This window comes from Streptomyces camelliae (genome assembly GCF_027625935.1).
GTDB classification, from domain to species: Bacteria; Actinomycetota; Actinomycetes; order Streptomycetales; family Streptomycetaceae; genus Streptomyces; species Streptomyces camelliae.
Window position 1 is genome coordinate 5,800,483 of sequence record NZ_CP115300.1, and the last position, 17,249, is coordinate 5,817,731.

Below are 17,249 nucleotides of genomic sequence, written 5' to 3' on the forward strand. Positions count from 1 at the left end.
ATCCCTACCACGATATCGAGCAGGGAGCCGTTGGGGAGAGGGTGTTGGCAAGATTGTGGTCCGCGTATCCCTCTCCCAACTGGGTGCTAACCCCCTGGCATATGCCAGGGGCACCATCAGAGGACTGCGCCGAGGAATTCCCGGGTGCGGTCCTGCTCAGGGTCGCCGAAGATCTGCTCCGGCGGGCCCGACTCGATGATCCGGCCGCCGTCGAACATCAGTACCTGGTCGGAGATGTCCCGGGCGAAACCCATCTCGTGGGTCACACAGAGCATCGTGATGTCGGTGCTGCGGGCGATGTCCCTGAGCAGATCGAGCACGCCCGCGACCAGCTCCGGGTCGAGCGCGGAGGTCACCTCGTCCAGCAGCAGCACCTTCGGGCGCATCGCCAGCGCGCGGGCGATCGCGACCCGCTGCTGCTGCCCGCCGGACAGCCGGGTCGGCTTCGCGTCGCACTTGTCGGTGAGCCCCACCAGCTCCAGCAGCTCCCGGGCGCGCGCCTCGGCCTCGTCCTTGGACATGCCGAGGACCTGCACCGGCGCTTCGGTGATGTTGCGCAGCACGCTCATGTTCGGGAACAGGTTGAACTGCTGGAACACCATCCCGATCTTCTTGCGGACCTCCCGGACCTGCTTCTCCGGCGCCGGGAACAGCGGCTCCCCGTCGACGGTGATCGTGCCCTCGTCCGGCTCGGTGAGGGTCATCAGCAGCCGGAGGATCGTGGTCTTGCCGGAGCCGGAGGGCCCGATCAGGGTCACGTGCTTGCCGGACTGGACGGAGAAGTCGAGGTGGTCCAGGACGGTGTTCGCGCCGAAGCGCTTGGTGACCTGGTCCAGGCGGATCAGCTCACCCGGCGCGGTGCCGGTGGCGGGGGACTTCGTACGGGGCTCAACGGACAAGGCGACGCTCCAGGGCTCGCAGCAGAAGGGAGGCCAGGTAGGAGATGACGATGAAGGCCACTCCGATCACGGTCAGGGGCTCGGTGAACTGGAAGTGCTGCTGGGAGAAGAGCCGGGCGCGGCCGAGCATGTCCAGCACGGTGATCACCATCAGCATCGGGGTGTCCTTGAGCATGGAGATCACGTAGTTGCCGAGCGCGGGAATCACCCGGCGGATCGCCTGCGGCAGGATCACCGCGGTCCAGGTCCGCCGCAGGGGCAGATTCAGCGCCGTCGCCGCCTCCCACTGACCGACGGGCACCGCCTCGATGCCGGCGCGGTAGACCTGCATCGTGTACGTCGAGTAGTGCAGGCCGATCGCGAAGACGCCGGTGGCGAGGGCCGAGAAGGTCAGCCCCCACTCGGGCAGCACGTAGAACAGGAAGAACAGCTGGACCAGCAGCGGGGTGTTGCGCACGAACTCCGTGACCACCCCGACCGGCCAGCGCACCCACCGGCTCGGCGTCCGCATCAGCAGGGTCCAGACCAGACCGAGGGTGAAGGAGAGCAGCGAGCCCAGGGCCACCGCCTCCAGGGTGACGAGCAACCCCTGCCAGAACTGCGGCATGAAGTCGCTCACGGCGTTCCAGTCCCACTTCACGCGACACCACCCCCCACTCCGGTCGTCTGCGCGCGCTTGAGCTCACGCGCCGCCGACTCGGTGGCGGGGCCCTTGCCGACCCCGGCCTTCAGCCGCTTCTCCAGGGCGCGCATCAGCCGGGTGAGCACGAAGGCGATCGCGAAGTAGATCAGCAGCACGTACGTGTAGATCTCGGCGCTCCGCTGCAACGCGAGCCGCACCAGATTGGCGCTGAACGTCAGATCGCCCATGCCCATGACCGACACCAGCGCGGTGCCCTTGAGCAGCTCGATCAGCAGATTGCAGAAGGAGGGGATCATCTCCGGCACGGCCTGCGGCAGCACGATCAGCCGGAGCCGCTGCGCCGGCGTGAAACTGAGCGCGATCCCGCCCTCCTTCTGCGCCGGGTCGACGGCCTGCAAGGCCCCGCGCACGATCTCCGAGCCGTACGCGCCGTACGTCAGCCCGAGCGCCAGCGTGCCCGCCCACAGCGGCACCAGCTGCCAGCCGAAGGCGATCGGCAGCACGAAGAACACCCAGAAGATCATCACCAGCGCCGAGGTGCCGCGGAACACCTCGGTGTAGAAACCGGCCACGAAACGCACGATCCAGAGCCGGTGCGTCCGAGCGATGCCGACGACGAACGAGACGGCCGTCGCGAGCAGTGCGCTGAACACGAGCAGCTGGACGGTGGTCCAGACACCCTTCAGTACGAGTTCCCACAGTCCCGTGGTCATCCGCCGCACAGCTCCTTCGCGGTGAGGTCGGTCATCTCGGCCTGGGTGAAACCGAAGGGCCGAAGGATCCGGAACAGCTCCCCGCTCTTCTTCAGCTTGTGCAGCTCGACGTTGAACGCGTCCCGCAGCCGGGTCTCGGCCGGCCGGAACGCGAACGCCCCGCCGTCGACATGCGGCTTGCCCTTGACCAGCGGCGCGAACGCCGGCGTGGCCTCCGCCTTGCCGGACTTCTTCACGACCTCGCGGGTGGTGAGCGCCGTACCGGCGAAGACGTCGACGCGCCCGGCCTCCACGGCGTTCAGCCCGGCCACCTGGTCCGGGACGATGAGGATGTCGCCCTGCTTGTACCCGGCCTCGACGGCGTACTCGATCTCGGCGTATCCGGTGCCGGTGGCGAACTTGGCCTTCTTCGCGACGACGTCCTTGTAACTGTGCAGGCCGAGCGGATTGCCCTTGCGCACGATGAACGAATCGAGCATCTGGTAGTCCGGATCCGCGAAGATCACCTGCTGGCAGCGCTCGGGATTGACGTACATCCCGGCGGCCACGACATCGAACTGCTGCGAGTTCAGCCCAGGAATCAGCGACCCGAACTCGGTAGGCACAGGTTGCACTTTGTCGACGCCGAGCCGCTTGAAGACGACCTTCGCCAGCTCGGGCGCCTCCCCGGTGAGATGCCCGTCCTTGTCGATGTACCCGAAGGGGATCTCCCCGGCTATCCCGAGCCGTACGACCCCCTGCGCCCGGAGCCGTTCGAGCAGGTCACCGCCCTTTGTGCCGGACGCGGCGGCCACCCGCGTGCACCCGGCCGCCCCCAGCGCCCCGAGCGCCGCGAGACCGCCGAGCACGGACCGTCGGCTGCGTCTGTGTCCCGACCGGATTGTGTGTACGTCGTTCCCAAGTGGTGGAGCCATGGCGGCGCGGCTACCCAAGCGCACCCGGCCTATGCACCCTGGATTGCATGGCCGATCGCTTCGTCACCGTCTCACTCGACCAGCGGAACGTGCACTGCACAGCCCGCCTCCTGACCGACCGAGCGCCCCTGACCTGCGAAGCGGTATGGGAAGCCCTGCCGCTGTCGGGCGACGTCTACCACGCCAAATACGCCCGCAACGAGATCTACGCCCTCTTCCCGCCGTTCGCCTCCACGGAACCCCCACTGGAGAACCCGACGGTCACCCCGATTCCCGGCGACCTCTGTTACTTCTCCTTCACGGGCGCCGAACTGGGCACCAGGGCCTACGGCTACGACCGCGAGGTCCGCCCGGGTACGACGGTGGTCGACCTGGCCCTGTTCTACGAACGCAACAACCTGCTGCTGAACGGGGATGTGGGGTGGGTGCCCGGCATCGTCTGGGGCCAGGTGGTGGAGGGGCTGGAGGGGATGGCGGAGGCGTGCAACGACCTGTGGCGGAGGGGGGCGGAGGGGGAGAGGCTGGGGTTTCGGCGGGGGTGAGGGTCTTACCCTGCGCAGCCCCCGCCGCGCATGGTTCACCATCGAGGCCACCCCCACCGAGCAGCTCGTCAGGCACACGGCCCCGGACGGACACCTCCACCTCTGGACGCTCTGGACGAGTAGTTCCGATGGTCATGGCGGGGGTATCAGTGAAGCCAGCGCGATCGGCTGCACCGCGCCGGCGGCGGCCGAGCCGAGCAGCAGGTCGGCCAGGTCATGAGGTCGCGCCTGCTCACCGGTCGGAGCCGCCGCGGTGATTCGGTCCAGCCGGAAGCCTCGACCGGCCTGCCGCGTGCGGCACCAGGCGATGAGGTACCACTTGCCGCCGGCGGTGAGCAGCCCAGCCGGTTCAACGGCGCGGTCGCTCTCCTGCCCGGCCGCGTCGACGTAGGACAGCCGCAGCACCGTGCTGTCCGTGAGAGCCTGCTCCACCGCGGTCCGGACCGATTCCACGGTCCGCGTCGGCAGCGCGACGATCCGGGCGGCGAGTTGCTGGGCCGCCGTCGAGGCGGGGCCGGTCATCGAAGCCGCGATCTTCTGGGACGCCGTACGGACCGCGCCGGCGTAGGGGGCGGAGGCGTCGGCCACGGCGAGCGCGGCGACCAGCGCCGCGGCCTCTTCGGCGGTGAAGCGGATCGGCGGGAGGGTCATCGCAGGGTCGATCGACCAGCCGCCCCGCCCGGTTGTGGTGCGCACCGGGACACCCGCCTCCATCAGCGCCTGGAGATCGCGCTGCACCGTGCGCGTGCTCACCTCGAACCGCGCGGCGAGCACAGCGACCGTCAACGATCGCGGCGCCACCGCGCGCAACTCTTCCACCAGTGCGTAGAGCCGAGGAGTGCGGTTCATGGGGCCGACGCTACCGTCACGCGCCGGCCAGGAAGTCCCGCTCCCGCTGCTGTTCGCGTGCGGTGATGGTCGACGGGAACAGGGTGAAGCCGTGCATCGCGCCTGCGACGACGCCAAGGTGCACGGGCGCCCCGGCCGCCTGCCATCGCTGGGCCAGGAAGAGCGAGTCGTCCAGCAGCGGATCTTGAGTGCCGACGACGATCCGGGCGGACGGCAGGCCGGTCAGATCGGCGTACAGGGGCGAGACCTCCGGGTCGCGGCGCTCCTCCGGACCCATTCCCGGCGTGAAGAGCTCGTAACTTCCTTGCAGCGAGTCGGAGTTGCTCAGCAACCGCCGAGAGCCGAACAGCCGCTGGCTCGGTGTCATCGACAGGTCGTACGGGCCGAAGGCCAGGTGGGCCGCGCGGAACGTGCCGGTGATGCCGTGCCGGTCGCGAAGCCGCAGCAGGGTCAGGACGCTCAGGTGGGCACCGGCCGACTCGCCACCGATCAGCAGCCGCCCAGTACCGAACTCGGCCTCTGTGTGGTCCACCAGCCACCGTGCAGCCGCTTCGCAGTCGTCGGGTCCGGCGGGGAACGGGTGCTCCGGCGCCAGGCGGTAGTCCACGCTCATCACGGCCAGCCGGGCTTCCACGGCAAGCCGCCACAGCTTCTCGTCCTGTCCGTCCGCAGAGCCGAACGCCCAGCCGCCGCCGTGTATGTGCAGGTACACGCCGTCGACGTGATCCGGCACGAACGCCCGGACCTTCACCCCGCCCGCGACGACGCGGTCCTGGCCCTGCGGCAGTCGCACGGGTGGCGTGTCGCCACCGAGCCGGTTGCGCCGCAGAAGCGCCAGCACGTCCGCATTCGGCGCTTGCCCACGAGGTGGACGGCTCGCGGCAGCAGCCTCGAACTGGGCGTTGAATGTCAGGGTCTCGGCGAGGCAGTCCTCATCTGTGATCGTCATGCGTCGACCGTCGCAGCTACCCGCGACAACACCCTGTCACCCTTTCCCTGTGAACTGCGTCACGGTGCCCGACGTCCTGACTGCCCAACGCCATGAGGGAGGACGGGGCACAGTTCGGATCCGTCCCCGATGGCGCACTCGAAGATGCGCAGATTTCCGCAGTCACAGGGATGTCCGCTCCGGCGAGAGGTGAGACGCTACGACCTTGCGACCGTGGTGACCGCCGGCGCAGCCACCACCCCCGCCTCGTACAGCGCATGCGCCGCTCGCAGCACCAGGTCGTCCCGGTGCCGGGCCGCGACGAGCTGCATCCCCACCGGCAGCCCGTCCTCGTCCGTCCCCACCGGGACGGTGGCTGCGGGCTGCTGGGTCAGGTTGAAGGGGTAGGTGAACGGGGTCCAGCCGGTCCAGCGGTGGTGGGCCGAGCCCCTGGGCACCTCCAGGCCCGCCTCGAACGCCGTCACCGGCAGGGTCGGCGTCACCAGCACGTCGTACGTCTCGTGGAAGCGGCCCATCCGGCGCCCGAGGTCCATGCGGACGTCCACCGCGGCCAGATAGTCCAGCGCGCTGTACCGGGCGCCCTGCACGCAGATCTCCCGCAAACCCGGGTCCAGCAGCTGCCGTTTGCGTGGGGAGAAGCGCTGGGTGAGCCGGGCCGCGCCGCTGAACCACAGGGTGTGGAACGCCTCCACCGGTTCACTGAAGTCGGGGTCGGCCTCCTCGACGTACGCGCCGAGGTCGGCGAGGGACGCCACGGTCCGCCGTACCGCCGCCGCGACCGCGGGCTGGACCGCCACCTGGCCGCCCAGGGACGGGGAGTACGCCACCCGCAGGCCCCGCACGCCTCCCCGCAGAGCCTCCGTGAAGGAGCCCGGCGCGGGTGGCAGGGCTGACCAGTCGCGGGCGTCCGGGGCGCCGATCACGTCGAGCAGCAGGGCCGCGTCGGCCGCGTCCCGGGTCATCGGGCCCGCGTGGGAGAGGGTGCCGAACGCGCTCGCCGGGTACAGCGGCACCCTGCCGTACGTCGGTTTCAGTCCGAAGATCCCGCAGAACGCGGCCGGGATCCGGATGCTGCCGCCGCCGTCCGTGCCCAGCGACAGCGGGCCCGCGCCGAGCGCGACGGCCGCCGCGCTGCCCCCGCTGGAGCCGCCGGCGGTGCGGGAGGGGTCGTGCGGGTTGCGGGTGATCCCGGACAGCGGGGAGTCCGTGACGCCCTTCCAGCCGAACTCGGGGGTCGTGGTCTTGCCCAGGAACACCGCGCCGTGCTCGCGCAGCCGCGCCACCGACGGGGCGTCCTCCGCCCAACTCCCGGATTCGGACACGGTCCAGGAGCCGCGCAAGGTCGGGTGGCCGGCCAGCAGAAGGATGTCCTTCACCGTCACCGGCACCCCGTCCAGCAGGCCCGCCGGCTCACCGCGCCGCCAGCGTTCCGCCGACTCCCGCGCCCGCGCCCGCGCGTCCTCCTCGGTGAGCCGCACGAACGCGTTCACCTCCGGCTGGATCCGCCGGGCCCGTTCCAGCGTCTGTTCGGTCGCCTCCACCGGACTGAACTCGCCCTTGCGGTACCCCTCGATGAGCTGAACGGCGGTCAGGTCGGTGAGCTGCATGCACCCTCCCAGAGGTGTCAGTGACCGGGGACGTAGCCGCGTTTCTTGTCGACCACGTTCACCAGAGGTCTGCCCGCCGCCCACCGCTCGTACAACTCCACGAACTGCTCACCCAGTTCGTCCCGCCAGCCGACCGTGTCGCCGCTCATGTGCGGGGAGACGATCAGACCGGGCAGATTCCACAGGGGGCTGTCCTCGGGGAGGGGCTCGGTGGTGAAGACGTCCAGCGCGGCGCCCGCTATCCAGCGCCGGGTCAGGGCGTGGGCGAGGGCGTCCTCGTCGACGAGCTGACCGCGGCCGACGTTCACGAAGAACGCGGACGGCTGCATCACGTCGAACCGGTGGCTGTCGAACATGCGGTACGTCTGCTCGGTGAGCGGTGCCGCCGCGATCACCCAGTCCGCGCGGGAGAGCAGCCGGTCCAGGTCGGCCGGGCCGTGGACGCCGGTCCGCGCTTCCCGTCCCACCAGGGCCGTCGTCACGCCGAGCGCCCGCAGGGTCCGTACGATCGCCCGGCCGATCGGACCCGAGCCGACCACGCACGCGCGCGTGCCCGCCACCCGCCGGCTCTCGCGGTGCCGCCAGGCCCGCTGCCGCTGGTGCTCCAGCGTGCGCGGCAGATCCTTGGCGACCGCCAGCACCAGGGCCGCCACGTACTCGGCGATCGCCGCGTCGAAGATCCCGCGCGCGTTGGTCACCACCGTGTCGGACGCGGCCAGCTCCGGGCACATCAGATGGTCCACGCCCGCGCTCGCCGTGTGCACCCAGCGCGGCCTGGGCCCGTCGCCCGGCCAGGCCTCGCGCACCGCGTGCGAGGTGAAGTCCCAGACCAGCAGGACGTCCGCCGCGGGCAGCCGCTCGGCCAGGCGCGCCGCGTCCGTGCGGACGATCCGGGCCCGGCCGGTGAGGCGGCCGAGCCGGGGCGGCGGTTCGGCATCCAGGACGAGGAGCGTGGGAAGGGTCGTCATACGGGGCGGCTCCGGGCGTCGTCCGACATGCGTGATCAAGCGACCGGCATGCGCGGCTCAAGCGTCCGACATGCGTGATCAAGCGTCTGGCATGCGTGGCTCAAGCGTCTGACATGCGTGGATTATCCGTGGATTGACCACGCTCGCACCCGAACCTACCTTCGTCAACACGGGCGTACACGCCATCCCTTGCCCCTCGTTCTCCTCTCCTTCTCCGCGTGAGGCGGTGCCTGTCATGGACGTCTCCTTTCTCGGCGGACCCCGCCCGCAGCGCGGTGTGGGGGTCGTAGCCCCTTTTGACTTCGCCCTCGACCGAGAGCTGTGGCGCTGGGTCCCGGACGAGGTGTCGCTGCATCTGACCCGCACCCCGTTCGTGCCGGTCGAGGTGAGCCTGGACCTGGCCCGGCTGGTCAGCGAGCACGAGACCCTCGGCGACGCGGTCCGCGCCCTGACCGCCGTCGCCCCCGAGGTCATCGGCTACGCCTGCACCTCCGGCAGCTTCGTCGGCGGGATCGCCGGGGAGCGGGCGATGTGCGCGGCGATGAGCCTCGCGGGCGCACCGGCCGCGGTGACGACCTCCGGCGCGCTGCTGGAGGCGCTGACCGAGCTGGGCGTACGCCGGGTCGCGCTGGTCACGCCGTACACCGTGTCCGTGACCCGGGTGCTGGAGGAGTACGTCGCCGAGGCCGGCGTGCAGGTGACCGGGTGCGCCTTCATGGGGCTGACCCGGGAGATCTGGCGGGTGCCGTACCGGGACGTCGTCGCCATGGCCCGGCAGGCGGTCCGGCCCGGCGCCGCCGACGCGCTGTTCATCTCCTGCACCAATCTGCCGACGTACGACGTGATCCCCCAGCTGGAGGCCGAGCTGCGCATCCCGGTGCTGTCCGCCAACCAGGTCACGATGTGGGCGGCGCTGCGCAGGCTGGGTACCCGAGCCGTGGGGCCCTATCAGGCGCTGCTCGACGAGTCGGCGCGCGTCTGGCCCCCCGTACTGCCGGAAGAACAGCAGGAGCACCAAGAAGGGGCGTCATGACCGCACTCGGATTCCTCTACCCGGGCCACTCCGGCGAGGACGACTACCCGCGCATCGAGCAGCTCCTCGGCAGCGACATCCGGCTGGACCTGGTCCACACCGACATCGGCGAGGACGCGCACCGGGTGGACGCGCTGCGCGAGATGGGCTCCGAGCGGCGGCTCGCGGCCGGGGTGGCCGAGCTGCGGCTCACGGGCGCGGAGACGGTGGTGTGGGCGTGCACCAGCGGCAGCTTCGTGCACGGCTGGGAGGGCGCCCGGGACCAGGTGCGCACCCTGGCCCGGCTGGCCGGCATGCCCGCCTCCTCGACGTCGTTCGCCTTCGTGCACGCGGCCCAGGAGATCGGGGTACGCCGGGTCGCCGTCGGCGCGACCTACCCGGACGACGTGGCCGCACTGTTCGCCGACTTCCTGCGGGCTGGCGGCCTGGAGGTGACCGGGGTGCGCTCGTCGGGGATCGTCACGGCGGCGGAGGTCGGCACGTGGGGGGAGGCGGAGGTGCTGGCGCTGGCGCGGGCCGCCGACACTCCGGACGCGGAGGCGGTACTGCTCCCGGACACGGCCCTGCACACGGCCGCACACCTTCCGCTGCTGGAGAAGGAGCTGGGCAAGCGGGTGCTCACGGCCAACCAGGTGACGGTGTGGGAGGGCCTGCGGCTGGCCGACCGGCGGGTGAACGCGCCGAGGCTGGGGGCACTGTTCACGCGGGAGCCGATCGTGCAGGTCTGACGCTCGGCTCCGACGGCTCGGCGAGGAATAAGCGGAGACAGCCTCCTGTTAGCCGAAGGCGAGGACAGCCCACGCCACAATCAGGAGGCCACACCGTGTCGGCAGACGAGGCAGACGAGATCCGGGGTGCGACGCTCGGCACCGCCCCCGTCCCCCTCTCCGTACTGGACCTGGTGACCGTCGGCGCGGGCAGTACCGCCGGTGACGCCCTGCGCACCAGTGTGGCGCTGGCCAAGTTCACGGAGGCCCGCGGGTTCCACCGGTACTGGGTGGCCGAGCACCACTCCATGCCGGGGGTCGCCTCCTCCTCGCCCGCCGTGATCCTCGCCCACCTCGCCGCCCACACCGACCGCATCCGGCTCGGCTCGGGTGGTGTGATGCTGCCCAATCACGCCCCGCTGGTGATCGCCGAGCAGTTCGGGACGCTGGAGGCGATGGCGCCGGGCCGGGTGGACCTGGGGCTCGGGCGGGCGCCGGGCACGGACGGGGCCACGGCCGCGGCCCTGCGCCGTAGCGAGACGCTCAACGAGGGCGCCGACGACTTCCCGCAGCAGCTCGCCGAGCTCATCCGCTTCCTGGACGACGACTTCCCCGACGGGCATCCGTACCGCCGTATTCATGCCATCCCCGGGCCGGTGCAGGCGACCAGCCCGGGTGGCGTCCAGTCCCCGCACCGCCCGCCGGTCTGGCTGCTCGGCTCTTCCGGCTTCAGCGCCCGCCTCGCCGGGATGCTGGGCCTGCCGTTCGCTTTCGCGCACCACTTCTCCGCGCAGAACACCATCCCGGCCCTCGACCTGTACCGGCAGACGTTCCGCCCCTCCGCGGTCCTCGACGAGCCGTACGCTCTCATCGGCGTCTCCGCCCTCGCCACGGACGACCCGCGCGAGGCCGGCCGCCAGACCCGGGCGATGGCCCTGAACATGCTCCGGCTGCGCACCGGCCGCCCCGGCCTCTTCCCCGACCCGGCCGAGGCCGAGCAGCACGAGTTCAGCCCGATGGAGGAGGAGTTCATCACCTCCTGGACGGCCAACATCGTGCACGGCACCGCCGACGAGGTCCGCTCCGGCCTGGATGATCTGCAAAAGCGCACCGGCGCCGACGAGCTGATGCTGGTCAGCCACGCCCACCGCGGTGAACTGCGGCTGCGTTCCTACGAGTTGATCGCGGACGCCTACGGCTTGCCGACCGCGTAGGTCTGCTCGCCGAGCAGCTCGGAGATACGATCCGGCGGCACCGGGCGGGAGTACAGCCAGCCCTGGCCGGTGTCGCAGCCGATGCGGCGCAGCCGGGTGGCCTGGGCGGAGGTCTCCACGCACTCGGCGGTGACGGTGATGCCCAGGCGGTGGGCCAGCTGGATCATCGCCTCGACGATGACCTCGTCCGCCGGGTTCGGCGCGATCGCCTTCTGCTCGCCCTCGTACTGGAAGCCGCGCACGAAGGAACCGTCCAGCTTCAGTGTGGAGACGGGCAGGCGGCTGAGGTAGGCGAGGTTGGAGTAGCCGGTGCCGAAGTCGTCGATGGCGATGCGCACACCCATGTCGCTGAGGGCCTGCAGGGCCTGGAGCGGGCGGCCGGCCGAGCCCATCACCGCCGACTCGGTCAGCTCCAGCTGGAGCAGGTGCGGGGCCAGGCCGGTCTCGGCGAGCACCTCGGCCACGTCGGCCACCAGGTCCGAGTCCCACACCTGCCGTACGGCCACGTTGACGCTGACGAAGATGGGCGGCTCGCCGGGGTGGGCCAGCTGCCAGCGGCGGGCCTGCCGGCAGGCGGTGCGCAGCGCCCAGCGGCCGAGCTGCACGATCGAGCCGTCCTCCTCGGCCAGCCCGATGAACCGATTCGGCGTCAGCGTGCCGAACTGCGGGTGATGCCAGCGCACCAGCGCCTCGACCCCGGACAGTCGGCCGTCCTCCATGCCGACCAACGGCTGGTATTCGAGGGCGAATTCGCCACGCTCGATGGCGGGGCGCAAGGTGGAGGACAGGGCCTGACGGGTCATCCGGTGCGCGTTGCGCTCGGGGTCGAACAGGGTCCAGCGGCCCTTGCCGTCGGCCTTCGCCCAGTACAGGGTCGTGTCCGCGGCCTGCATCAGACCGGTGGCCGTCGTACCGGCCGCGTGGCGCTCCACGACGCCGATGGAGGCGGTCAGGGACAGCCGCTGGCCCGACAGGTCGAAGGGGTCCTCCAGGGCCTTGAGCGCCGACTCGGCGAGATCCGCGAGCTGTTCGGTGCCGGTGGAGTCCTCCACGAGCAGCGCGAACTCGTCACCGCCGAGCCGGGCCACCAGGGGAGTCGCGGCGCGGGCGTACCCGGCCTCGTCGGCGACCCGGGTCAGCCGCTCGGCGACGGCCGCGAGCAGCCGGTCGCCGACCCGGTGGCCGAGGGTGTCGTTGACGGCCTTGAACCCGTCGAGGTCCAGATAGCACAGGCCGATCCGGCCGGTGCCGCTCTCCTCGTACGACTCCGCCTCCAGCGCGGCCGACAGGCGCTCGAAGAACAGGGTGCGGTTGGGCAGCCGGGTCACCGGGTCGTGCATCTGCAAGTGCCGTAGCCGCGCCTGGAGTTCCCGGCGGGCGCTGACATCGGCGACCGACAGCAGGACCCCGGGTTCGCCGCTCAGCGGGGCCACGGTGACCTGCACCCACACCGAGTGCCCCTCGGGGTGCTTCAGCCGGCGGGTGCAGCGCAGCCGGGCCTGCCGGCCGCGCAGGACCTCGCGGTAGGCGTGCCAGCTGCGGGTGTCGGAGGCCAGGTCCACCAGATCGGCGGCGACCCGGCCGGTGAGGGTGTCCGTGGCGGTGCCGAGCAGCTCCCCGAAGGCCGCGTTGGCACGGACGACGAGTCCCGCGCGGTCCACGACGGCCATGGCGAGGGGGGCGGCCGCGAAGACACGGTGATAGGTGGTGTGGTCACTGTCTGTGACGGCTGACCGGTCGAGGTCTGCCGCGGGCGTCGGCCCTTCGGACGTTCCGCTCACCGCTCGCTCCCGCAGTGCACTCGATCTGTGTCCGTGCCTGTCCGTGCCGGAAAGTGTGCCGATCATAGAGGCTGGCCCCGAGCCCTTCCAGCCACTCTCCAGTGTCCCGGATCGAGCAAGGGTTCTGACAGATCGTTTCTGCCCGCACCTGGACGGGTTCTTCAGGCCCCCGACCAGTTGTGACGTTCCGTGAGTGCTTCGGGGTGTCGAGCGCCGGAGCGCGCCGTGAGCGCCGCGGAGCGCGCTCACCCTTCTGGTGCCGGAAAACAGGGCAAAGCGTACTTAACCCCCTCAAGGTGGAATGCGGGTCCCGTGAACCGCGTCCGGAGGTCAAGTCCGTGCCCAAGCTGCGCAGCGCCGCCGCCGTGTGCACCACGTTGTCGGCGCTCGCCGCCACCTCGATCCTCTCCGGCCCCTCGGTCGCCGAGTCCTTCTCCACCGCCCCCTGCGCCCTGCACCGCACCGACGCCCACCACTCGGAGGGCGCCGACACCTGGAACCCGGACTACGCCCGCCCGACCGGCACCTTCGACGCCGTCCTGATCTACCTGTCCTTCCCGGACGCCACCCCGCGCACCACCCCCGCCCAGCTGACCGCCGACCACTTCCCGGCCACCAGCCGCTACTACGCGCAGGCCTCCTACGGTCGCTTCACCCTGCGCCCGCACGCGCTGAACCACTGGCTGCGCATGCCGAAGCCCTCCACGGCGTACGCCATGAAGCGCGACTGGAGCGCCGAGAGCCGCGCCACCTATCTGCAGGACGCCTTCGCCACCGCCGACCCCCAGGTGGACTTCTCCCGCTACCAGGTCGTGTACTTCGTCGCCGACCCCGACGCGCCCGGCGTCGACTCGGACGCCACGAAGGTCGTGAACCTCGACACGCCGGTGCACGTGGACGGCACGGACGTCCGCCGTGTCGTCACGGTCTTCGAGAAACACCCGCCGGACCGCCTGGTCCTCGCCCACGAGACCGGCCATGTCTTCGACCTGCCGGACCTCTACCACCGCCCGGTCGACGGCAAGGGCGACTGGGACACCTACGTCGGCGACTGGGACCTGATGGGCAGCCAGTTCGGCCTCTCGCCCGACTTCTTCGCCTGGCACAAGTGGAAACTCGGCTGGCTGGACCCGCGCCAGGTGGTGTGCGTGCGCGGCGCGGGGCCGACCCGGCTGTCCCTGGAGCCGCTGGAGGCCGGCCCGGGCGTGCCGGTGCGGGGCACGGCGGGCGCCCCGGCCTTCGGCCTCGGGCACGGGGTGAAACTGGCGGTCGTGCGCACCGGCCCGGACAGCGCCCTGGCCTTCGAGGTGCGTGTCGCGGCCGGCAACGACCGGGCCGGCTGCCGGGAGGGGGTGCTGGTGTACCGGATCGGAAGCGGCGCGGAGTCCGGTGCTGGCCCGGTGGAGGTCGTGGACGCCCACCCGCACACCGCGGCCTGCTGGGAGAACTCGGTCTACCCGCCGCTCGCCGACGCCCCGGTCGCCCTGGGGGAGAGCTTCACCGTGCCCGGGGAGGGCGTGAAGGTGGAGGTGGAGGGCCGGACGGTCGCGGGGGAGTGGACGGTGAAGATCACGCCGGGGGTCAGAGACTGACGGTCGAGGGGTGGCGTGTGCACGAAAACGGCGGGTCCGATTCTTTCGAATCGGACCCGCCGTCCTCTTTCGCGTGCGCCGCCAGGGACTCGAACCCCGGACCCGCTGATTAAGAGTCAGCTGCTCTAACCAACTGAGCTAGCGGCGCCTGCTGACGTCGTAGACATTAGCATCCTGGTCGGCGGGAGGAAAAATCGATATCCGCACCGCCGCCCTGGCCGCCCGCACCGCCGCCCAGAGGACCACCTCCGGGCCCGGCAGCCAGGGGCGACGCTGGTCCGGGGCCACCAGCCAGCGGCAGTCGCCCGCGCCGATGCCCTCGCCGCCCGGGGCCGGGACGGTCACCTCGTCGCCGGTGCCGTGGCACAGCAGCGGCGGCACCGCGTCCGTACGGTGCGAGCCCCACTCCTCCCAGGCCAGCAGCGAGGGCAGCCGGTGGGCCGTGCCCGGGGCGGCGAACAGCAGCATGCGGCCCCGGAACACCGCGACCGGGCCCGAGCCCGGCCCCTCGTCCCACAGCTGGTCCAGCATCCGGCGGCCGAAGATCGCGGGGGCGCTCACCACGTCGAAGGCGGTGCCGCAGGGCAGGACGAGCGGGGCGTCCGGGTGCCGCTCCCAGCGGGCGAGCGTGCGCCAGGGGTACGTTCCTGCCGAGGCGAGCCAGGCGACGCCCTCGGGGGTGACTCGGGTGACGTTCGGTGCGCTGCTCATGCCACCTAGATGTACCGGGTGTGAGCGCACCATTCTTCTGAGTTGCCGAAAACCCGGACAACAGCGGTGGGAGAGGAGTATCTTGCCCGCCCGGCATATGCCAGACGGGTTGCCTCATCGCTCACACGGGGTCGGGGGACGTGCGCCCCTCGCCGTTGCCCCGCATCAGGTCCCGCCCGAACTCGACCATCCTCTTCGCGTAGTCCTCGGTCCACTCCGCGCGCTCGGCGATGTCCGCCGGGGTCAGCCGGTCGAAGCGGCGCGGGTCGGCGAGCTGGGCCGCCGCGACGGCCTGGAACTCCACGGCCCGGTCGGCGGCCGCGCGGAAAGCCTGGGCCAGCTCCGTCGCCCGGCTCAGCAGCGCCCGCGGATCCTCGATCGACTCCAGGTCGAAGAAGTGCTCGGGATCGCCGGCCGCCTCCGCGGGCTCGAAGATCAGGGGCGCGGGGCGTAGCCGCGGTTCGGTACGACGCGGCGTGGGCTCCGCCATGTCTTGTCTCCTCCTCGTACGGTTCGCAGGGCACCGCCTTCAGGTGGGCCACCGTCCATTGTCCCGCGCCCCCGCAAGGGCCCCTCCCGGACGACCTACGGCGTCCAGCTCACCCGGTGTTCCGCCAGGTGGGCGGGGTGGGTTTGGTCATGGGCGACTCGGTGTTCCGCGAGGTGGGCGAGGACCGCGTGGTTGGCTTCCCAGCCGTCGGGGCTGTGTTCATGGGCCGCCTCCGGCGGCGTGCCGGCCTCCGTCCGGCCGGGGGGTGTCGGGGGCGGGGTGGGTTTGGTCATGGGCGCCAGCTCACCCGGTGTTCCGCCAGGTGGGCGAGGACCGCGTGGTTCGCTTCCCAGCCGTCGGGAAACTTCACCAGCGTGCCCAGCTGGACCGGTTCCGTGGAGGGGTAGTCGTCCAGGAGGTCGCTCACGCCGGCGCGGCAGACCACGATGCACGCGTGGCGGTGGCGGGAGGCCAGGACGCACAGGCGGCCGGTCTCCAGGTGGAAGGCGGTGGCGTCGGGGCGGCCGGAGAGCGGGTGCAGGACGACCGTCACGTCGTACTCGCGGCCCTGGAGGCGGTTCGCCGTGTCGACCGTGACGTCCGCCACGCCCAGGCCGGCGAGGGCCGCGCGGACCGCCGCCGCCTGGTCGCGGTGGGCCGTGCCGACGGCGATGCGGTCGGGAGTGAGGGGGGAGGGGGCCGGTGAGCGCTCCGAGGTGGCCGCGCCGCCTCGGTCCAGCAGGCGGCGGACCACCGTGGCCACCGCGCGGACCGCCTCCGGGTCCGTGCGCGGGGTGTGCCGGGCGGGCAGCTCCAGCAGGCCCCAGCCGGAGCGCGCCGCCTCGTCGATCACCCGGTCCGGGCCGGAGCCGTCCGACGGGACGGCGAAGGACAGTGCGCGGTCGGCGTGGTCCGTGCCGCTACGGAAGGGAGTGTAGGGATAGAACGCGTCCGAGACCAGCGGAGCCGCCGAGGCCGGGAGCCGCCAGGAGACCGGGAGGCGGTGCTGGGGGAGAGCCGGGTTGTGCGCCAGGAGCGTGGTGACGGCTGAGGCCGAAGGGTCGTACGACAGGCCCGCCCACTGCTCGCTGCCGACGATCGCGAACGGGTCCAGCTGCCCCGGGTCACCCACGAACAGCGCCCGCTCGAACAGCCCGGCCACGGCCAGCAGCGCGTCCGAGCGCATCTGGTACGCCTCGTCCACGATCGCGTGCCGCCACGGCTCGTCCACCGTGACGTGCGCCCACTTCGCGGCCGTGGAGAGGACCACCGGGAGGCCCTTCAGGTCGGCCGCCTTCGCCGACGTACGGACCTGCGGCAGCGCGTCCAGCGCCGAGTCGTACGCGTCCGCGTCGCTGCTGTGCAGCCGGCCGACCGGCAGCTCCGAGTTCTTCTCGGCGAGCCGCAGGACCAGGTCGTCCACCTGGGCGTTCGTCTGCGCCACCACCATCAACGGGCGCTCCGCGTCGGCCAGTTCGAGTGCCGCGCGGACCACCAGCGTCGACTTGCCGGCACCCGGCGGGGAGTCCACGACCACGCCCCGCTCGGTGCCGTGCAGGGTGTCGTGGAGGATCGCGTCGGTGGCACGGGCGGCCGCGGCACCGGGGTCGAAGCCGGAGGCCGGCACAGCGCTCACG

Annotated in this window: 18 protein-coding genes and 1 tRNA gene; 5 read left to right on the forward strand and 14 right to left on the reverse strand. The window is 71.5% G+C overall.

All coding sequences use genetic code 11. The features are described from left to right. Positions 1 to 116: 116 nt before the first annotated feature. Genes ehuA through ehuB form a run of 4 tightly spaced genes read right to left on the reverse strand, consistent with a single transcriptional unit; the run spans position 117 to position 3,169 of the window. Entirely contained in the window at positions 117 to 899 is a 783-nt protein-coding gene (ehuA, locus tag O1G22_RS26555) for an ectoine/hydroxyectoine ABC transporter ATP-binding protein EhuA (protein ID WP_270083603.1), read from the reverse strand. Further along, positions 889 to 1,539: an ectoine/hydroxyectoine ABC transporter permease subunit EhuD gene (ehuD, locus tag O1G22_RS26560; RefSeq protein WP_270083604.1), complete on the reverse strand. Its 651-nt coding sequence runs from the start codon at positions 1,537 to 1,539 to the stop codon at positions 889 to 891. The genes ehuA and ehuD overlap by 11 nt, the downstream gene beginning before the upstream one ends. Then, the gene (ehuC, locus tag O1G22_RS26565; protein WP_270083605.1) at positions 1,536 to 2,255 is read right to left on the reverse strand and encodes an ectoine/hydroxyectoine ABC transporter permease subunit EhuC; all 720 of its coding nucleotides are present in this window, start codon (positions 2,253 to 2,255) and stop codon (positions 1,536 to 1,538) included. Before ehuC ends, ehuD begins: the two co-directional genes overlap by 4 nt. Then, complete coding sequence (gene ehuB, locus O1G22_RS26570) at positions 2,252 to 3,169, reverse strand: ectoine/hydroxyectoine ABC transporter substrate-binding protein EhuB (protein WP_270083606.1); 918 nt, start codon at positions 3,167 to 3,169, stop codon at positions 2,252 to 2,254. The genes ehuC and ehuB overlap by 4 nt, the downstream gene beginning before the upstream one ends. A gap of 47 nt (positions 3,170 to 3,216) precedes the next feature. Here ehuB and O1G22_RS26575 point away from each other — a divergent pair, with 47 nt between their 5' ends. Beyond that, positions 3,217 to 3,711: a DUF3830 family protein gene (locus O1G22_RS26575; protein WP_270083607.1), complete on the forward strand. Its 495-nt coding sequence runs from the start codon at positions 3,217 to 3,219 to the stop codon at positions 3,709 to 3,711. A gap of 132 nt (positions 3,712 to 3,843) precedes the next feature. Here O1G22_RS26575 and O1G22_RS26580 read toward each other — a convergent pair whose 3' ends face one another. The 4 genes from O1G22_RS26580 to O1G22_RS26595 form a co-directional block, all read right to left on the reverse strand. Next, positions 3,844 to 4,560 carry a helix-turn-helix transcriptional regulator gene (locus O1G22_RS26580; protein WP_270083608.1) on the reverse strand — a complete coding sequence of 239 codons (717 nt, stop codon included), beginning with the start codon at positions 4,558 to 4,560 and terminating at the stop codon, positions 3,844 to 3,846. A 16-nt stretch (positions 4,561 to 4,576) separates the two neighbouring features. Beyond that, positions 4,577 to 5,509: an alpha/beta hydrolase gene (locus tag O1G22_RS26585; protein WP_270083609.1), complete on the reverse strand. Its 933-nt coding sequence runs from the start codon at positions 5,507 to 5,509 to the stop codon at positions 4,577 to 4,579. Positions 5,510 to 5,706: 197 nt separating this feature from the next. Continuing rightward, positions 5,707 to 7,116, reverse strand: coding sequence for an amidase (locus O1G22_RS26590; RefSeq protein WP_270083610.1), 1,410 nt, complete (start codon positions 7,114 to 7,116; stop codon positions 5,707 to 5,709). Between the two features lie 17 nt (positions 7,117 to 7,133). After that, the gene (locus O1G22_RS26595; protein WP_270083611.1) at positions 7,134 to 8,084 is read right to left on the reverse strand and encodes a D-2-hydroxyacid dehydrogenase; all 951 of its coding nucleotides are present in this window, start codon (positions 8,082 to 8,084) and stop codon (positions 7,134 to 7,136) included. A gap of 235 nt (positions 8,085 to 8,319) precedes the next feature. Between O1G22_RS26595 and O1G22_RS26600 the strand changes: the two genes are divergently transcribed. The 3 genes from O1G22_RS26600 (at position 8,320) to O1G22_RS26610 (ending at position 11,038) form a co-directional block, all read left to right on the forward strand. Continuing rightward, on the forward strand, positions 8,320 to 9,117 hold the full coding sequence (locus O1G22_RS26600) for a maleate cis-trans isomerase family protein (protein ID WP_270083612.1): 798 nt from the start codon (positions 8,320 to 8,322) through the stop codon (positions 9,115 to 9,117). Beyond that, positions 9,114 to 9,845: a maleate cis-trans isomerase family protein gene (locus O1G22_RS26605; RefSeq protein WP_270083613.1), complete on the forward strand. Its 732-nt coding sequence runs from the start codon at positions 9,114 to 9,116 to the stop codon at positions 9,843 to 9,845. The genes O1G22_RS26600 and O1G22_RS26605 overlap by 4 nt, the downstream gene beginning before the upstream one ends. A gap of 95 nt (positions 9,846 to 9,940) precedes the next feature. Then, positions 9,941 to 11,038: an LLM class flavin-dependent oxidoreductase gene (locus tag O1G22_RS26610; RefSeq protein WP_270083614.1), complete on the forward strand. Its 1,098-nt coding sequence runs from the start codon at positions 9,941 to 9,943 to the stop codon at positions 11,036 to 11,038. Here O1G22_RS26610 and O1G22_RS26615 read toward each other — a convergent pair. Continuing rightward, positions 11,017 to 12,819 carry a putative bifunctional diguanylate cyclase/phosphodiesterase gene (locus O1G22_RS26615; protein WP_270083615.1) on the reverse strand — a complete coding sequence of 601 codons (1,803 nt, stop codon included), beginning with the start codon at positions 12,817 to 12,819 and terminating at the stop codon, positions 11,017 to 11,019. The two genes, O1G22_RS26610 and O1G22_RS26615, sit on opposite strands and share 22 nt — an antisense overlap. A gap of 338 nt (positions 12,820 to 13,157) precedes the next feature. Here O1G22_RS26615 and O1G22_RS26620 point away from each other — a divergent pair, with 338 nt between their 5' ends. After that, entirely contained in the window at positions 13,158 to 14,411 is a 1,254-nt protein-coding gene (locus O1G22_RS26620; RefSeq protein ID WP_270083616.1) for a M6 family metalloprotease domain-containing protein, read from the forward strand. A gap of 74 nt (positions 14,412 to 14,485) precedes the next feature. Here the strand turns inward: O1G22_RS26620 and O1G22_RS26625 are convergent. The 5 genes from O1G22_RS26625 to O1G22_RS26645 all read right to left on the reverse strand — a co-directional run bounded on the left by O1G22_RS26625 (position 14,486) and on the right by O1G22_RS26645 (position 17,248). Beyond that, positions 14,486 to 14,559 (reverse strand) — tRNA-Lys (locus tag O1G22_RS26625). Continuing rightward, the gene (locus O1G22_RS26630) at positions 14,550 to 15,122 is read right to left on the reverse strand and encodes a bifunctional DNA primase/polymerase (RefSeq protein ID WP_270083617.1); all 573 of its coding nucleotides are present in this window, start codon (positions 15,120 to 15,122) and stop codon (positions 14,550 to 14,552) included. The genes O1G22_RS26625 and O1G22_RS26630 overlap by 10 nt, the downstream gene beginning before the upstream one ends. 121 nt (positions 15,123 to 15,243) lie before the next feature. Continuing rightward, positions 15,244 to 15,612, reverse strand: a complete 369-nt coding sequence (locus tag O1G22_RS26635; RefSeq protein WP_270083618.1) for a hypothetical protein — start codon at positions 15,610 to 15,612, stop codon at positions 15,244 to 15,246. 95 nt (positions 15,613 to 15,707) lie between these two features. Next, positions 15,708 to 15,905 carry a hypothetical protein gene (locus tag O1G22_RS26640; protein ID WP_270083619.1) on the reverse strand — a complete coding sequence of 66 codons (198 nt, stop codon included), beginning with the start codon at positions 15,903 to 15,905 and terminating at the stop codon, positions 15,708 to 15,710. Further along, positions 15,902 to 17,248, reverse strand: coding sequence for an AAA domain-containing protein (locus tag O1G22_RS26645; protein WP_270083620.1), 1,347 nt, complete (start codon positions 17,246 to 17,248; stop codon positions 15,902 to 15,904). Before O1G22_RS26645 ends, O1G22_RS26640 begins: the two co-directional genes overlap by 4 nt. Between the last annotated feature and the right edge of the window lies 1 nt (position 17,249).

Bases quoted from the DNA above. Each gene is read 5' to 3' on its own strand.
- ehuC (WP_270083605.1), bottom strand. From the start codon at position 2,255: ATGACCACGGGACTGTGGGAACTCGTACTGAAGGGTGTCTGGACCACC.
- ehuB (WP_270083606.1), bottom strand. From the start codon at position 3,169: ATGGCTCCACCACTTGGGAACGACGTACACACAATCCGGTCGGGACAC.
- O1G22_RS26575 (WP_270083607.1), top strand. From the start codon at position 3,217: ATGGCCGATCGCTTCGTCACCGTCTCACTCGACCAGCGGAACGTGCAC.
- O1G22_RS26580 (WP_270083608.1), bottom strand. From the start codon at position 4,560: ATGAACCGCACTCCTCGGCTCTACGCACTGGTGGAAGAGTTGCGCGCG.
- O1G22_RS26585 (WP_270083609.1), bottom strand. From the start codon at position 5,509: ATGACGATCACAGATGAGGACTGCCTCGCCGAGACCCTGACATTCAAC.
- O1G22_RS26590 (WP_270083610.1), bottom strand. From the start codon at position 7,116: ATGCAGCTCACCGACCTGACCGCCGTTCAGCTCATCGAGGGGTACCGC.
- O1G22_RS26595 (WP_270083611.1), bottom strand. From the start codon at position 8,084: ATGACGACCCTTCCCACGCTCCTCGTCCTGGATGCCGAACCGCCGCCC.
- O1G22_RS26600 (WP_270083612.1), top strand. From the start codon at position 8,320: ATGGACGTCTCCTTTCTCGGCGGACCCCGCCCGCAGCGCGGTGTGGGG.
- O1G22_RS26605 (WP_270083613.1), top strand. From the start codon at position 9,114: ATGACCGCACTCGGATTCCTCTACCCGGGCCACTCCGGCGAGGACGAC.
- O1G22_RS26630 (WP_270083617.1), bottom strand. From the start codon at position 15,122: ATGAGCAGCGCACCGAACGTCACCCGAGTCACCCCCGAGGGCGTCGCC.
- O1G22_RS26635 (WP_270083618.1), bottom strand. From the start codon at position 15,612: ATGGCGGAGCCCACGCCGCGTCGTACCGAACCGCGGCTACGCCCCGCG.
- O1G22_RS26640 (WP_270083619.1), bottom strand. From the start codon at position 15,905: ATGACCAAACCCACCCCGCCCCCGACACCCCCCGGCCGGACGGAGGCC.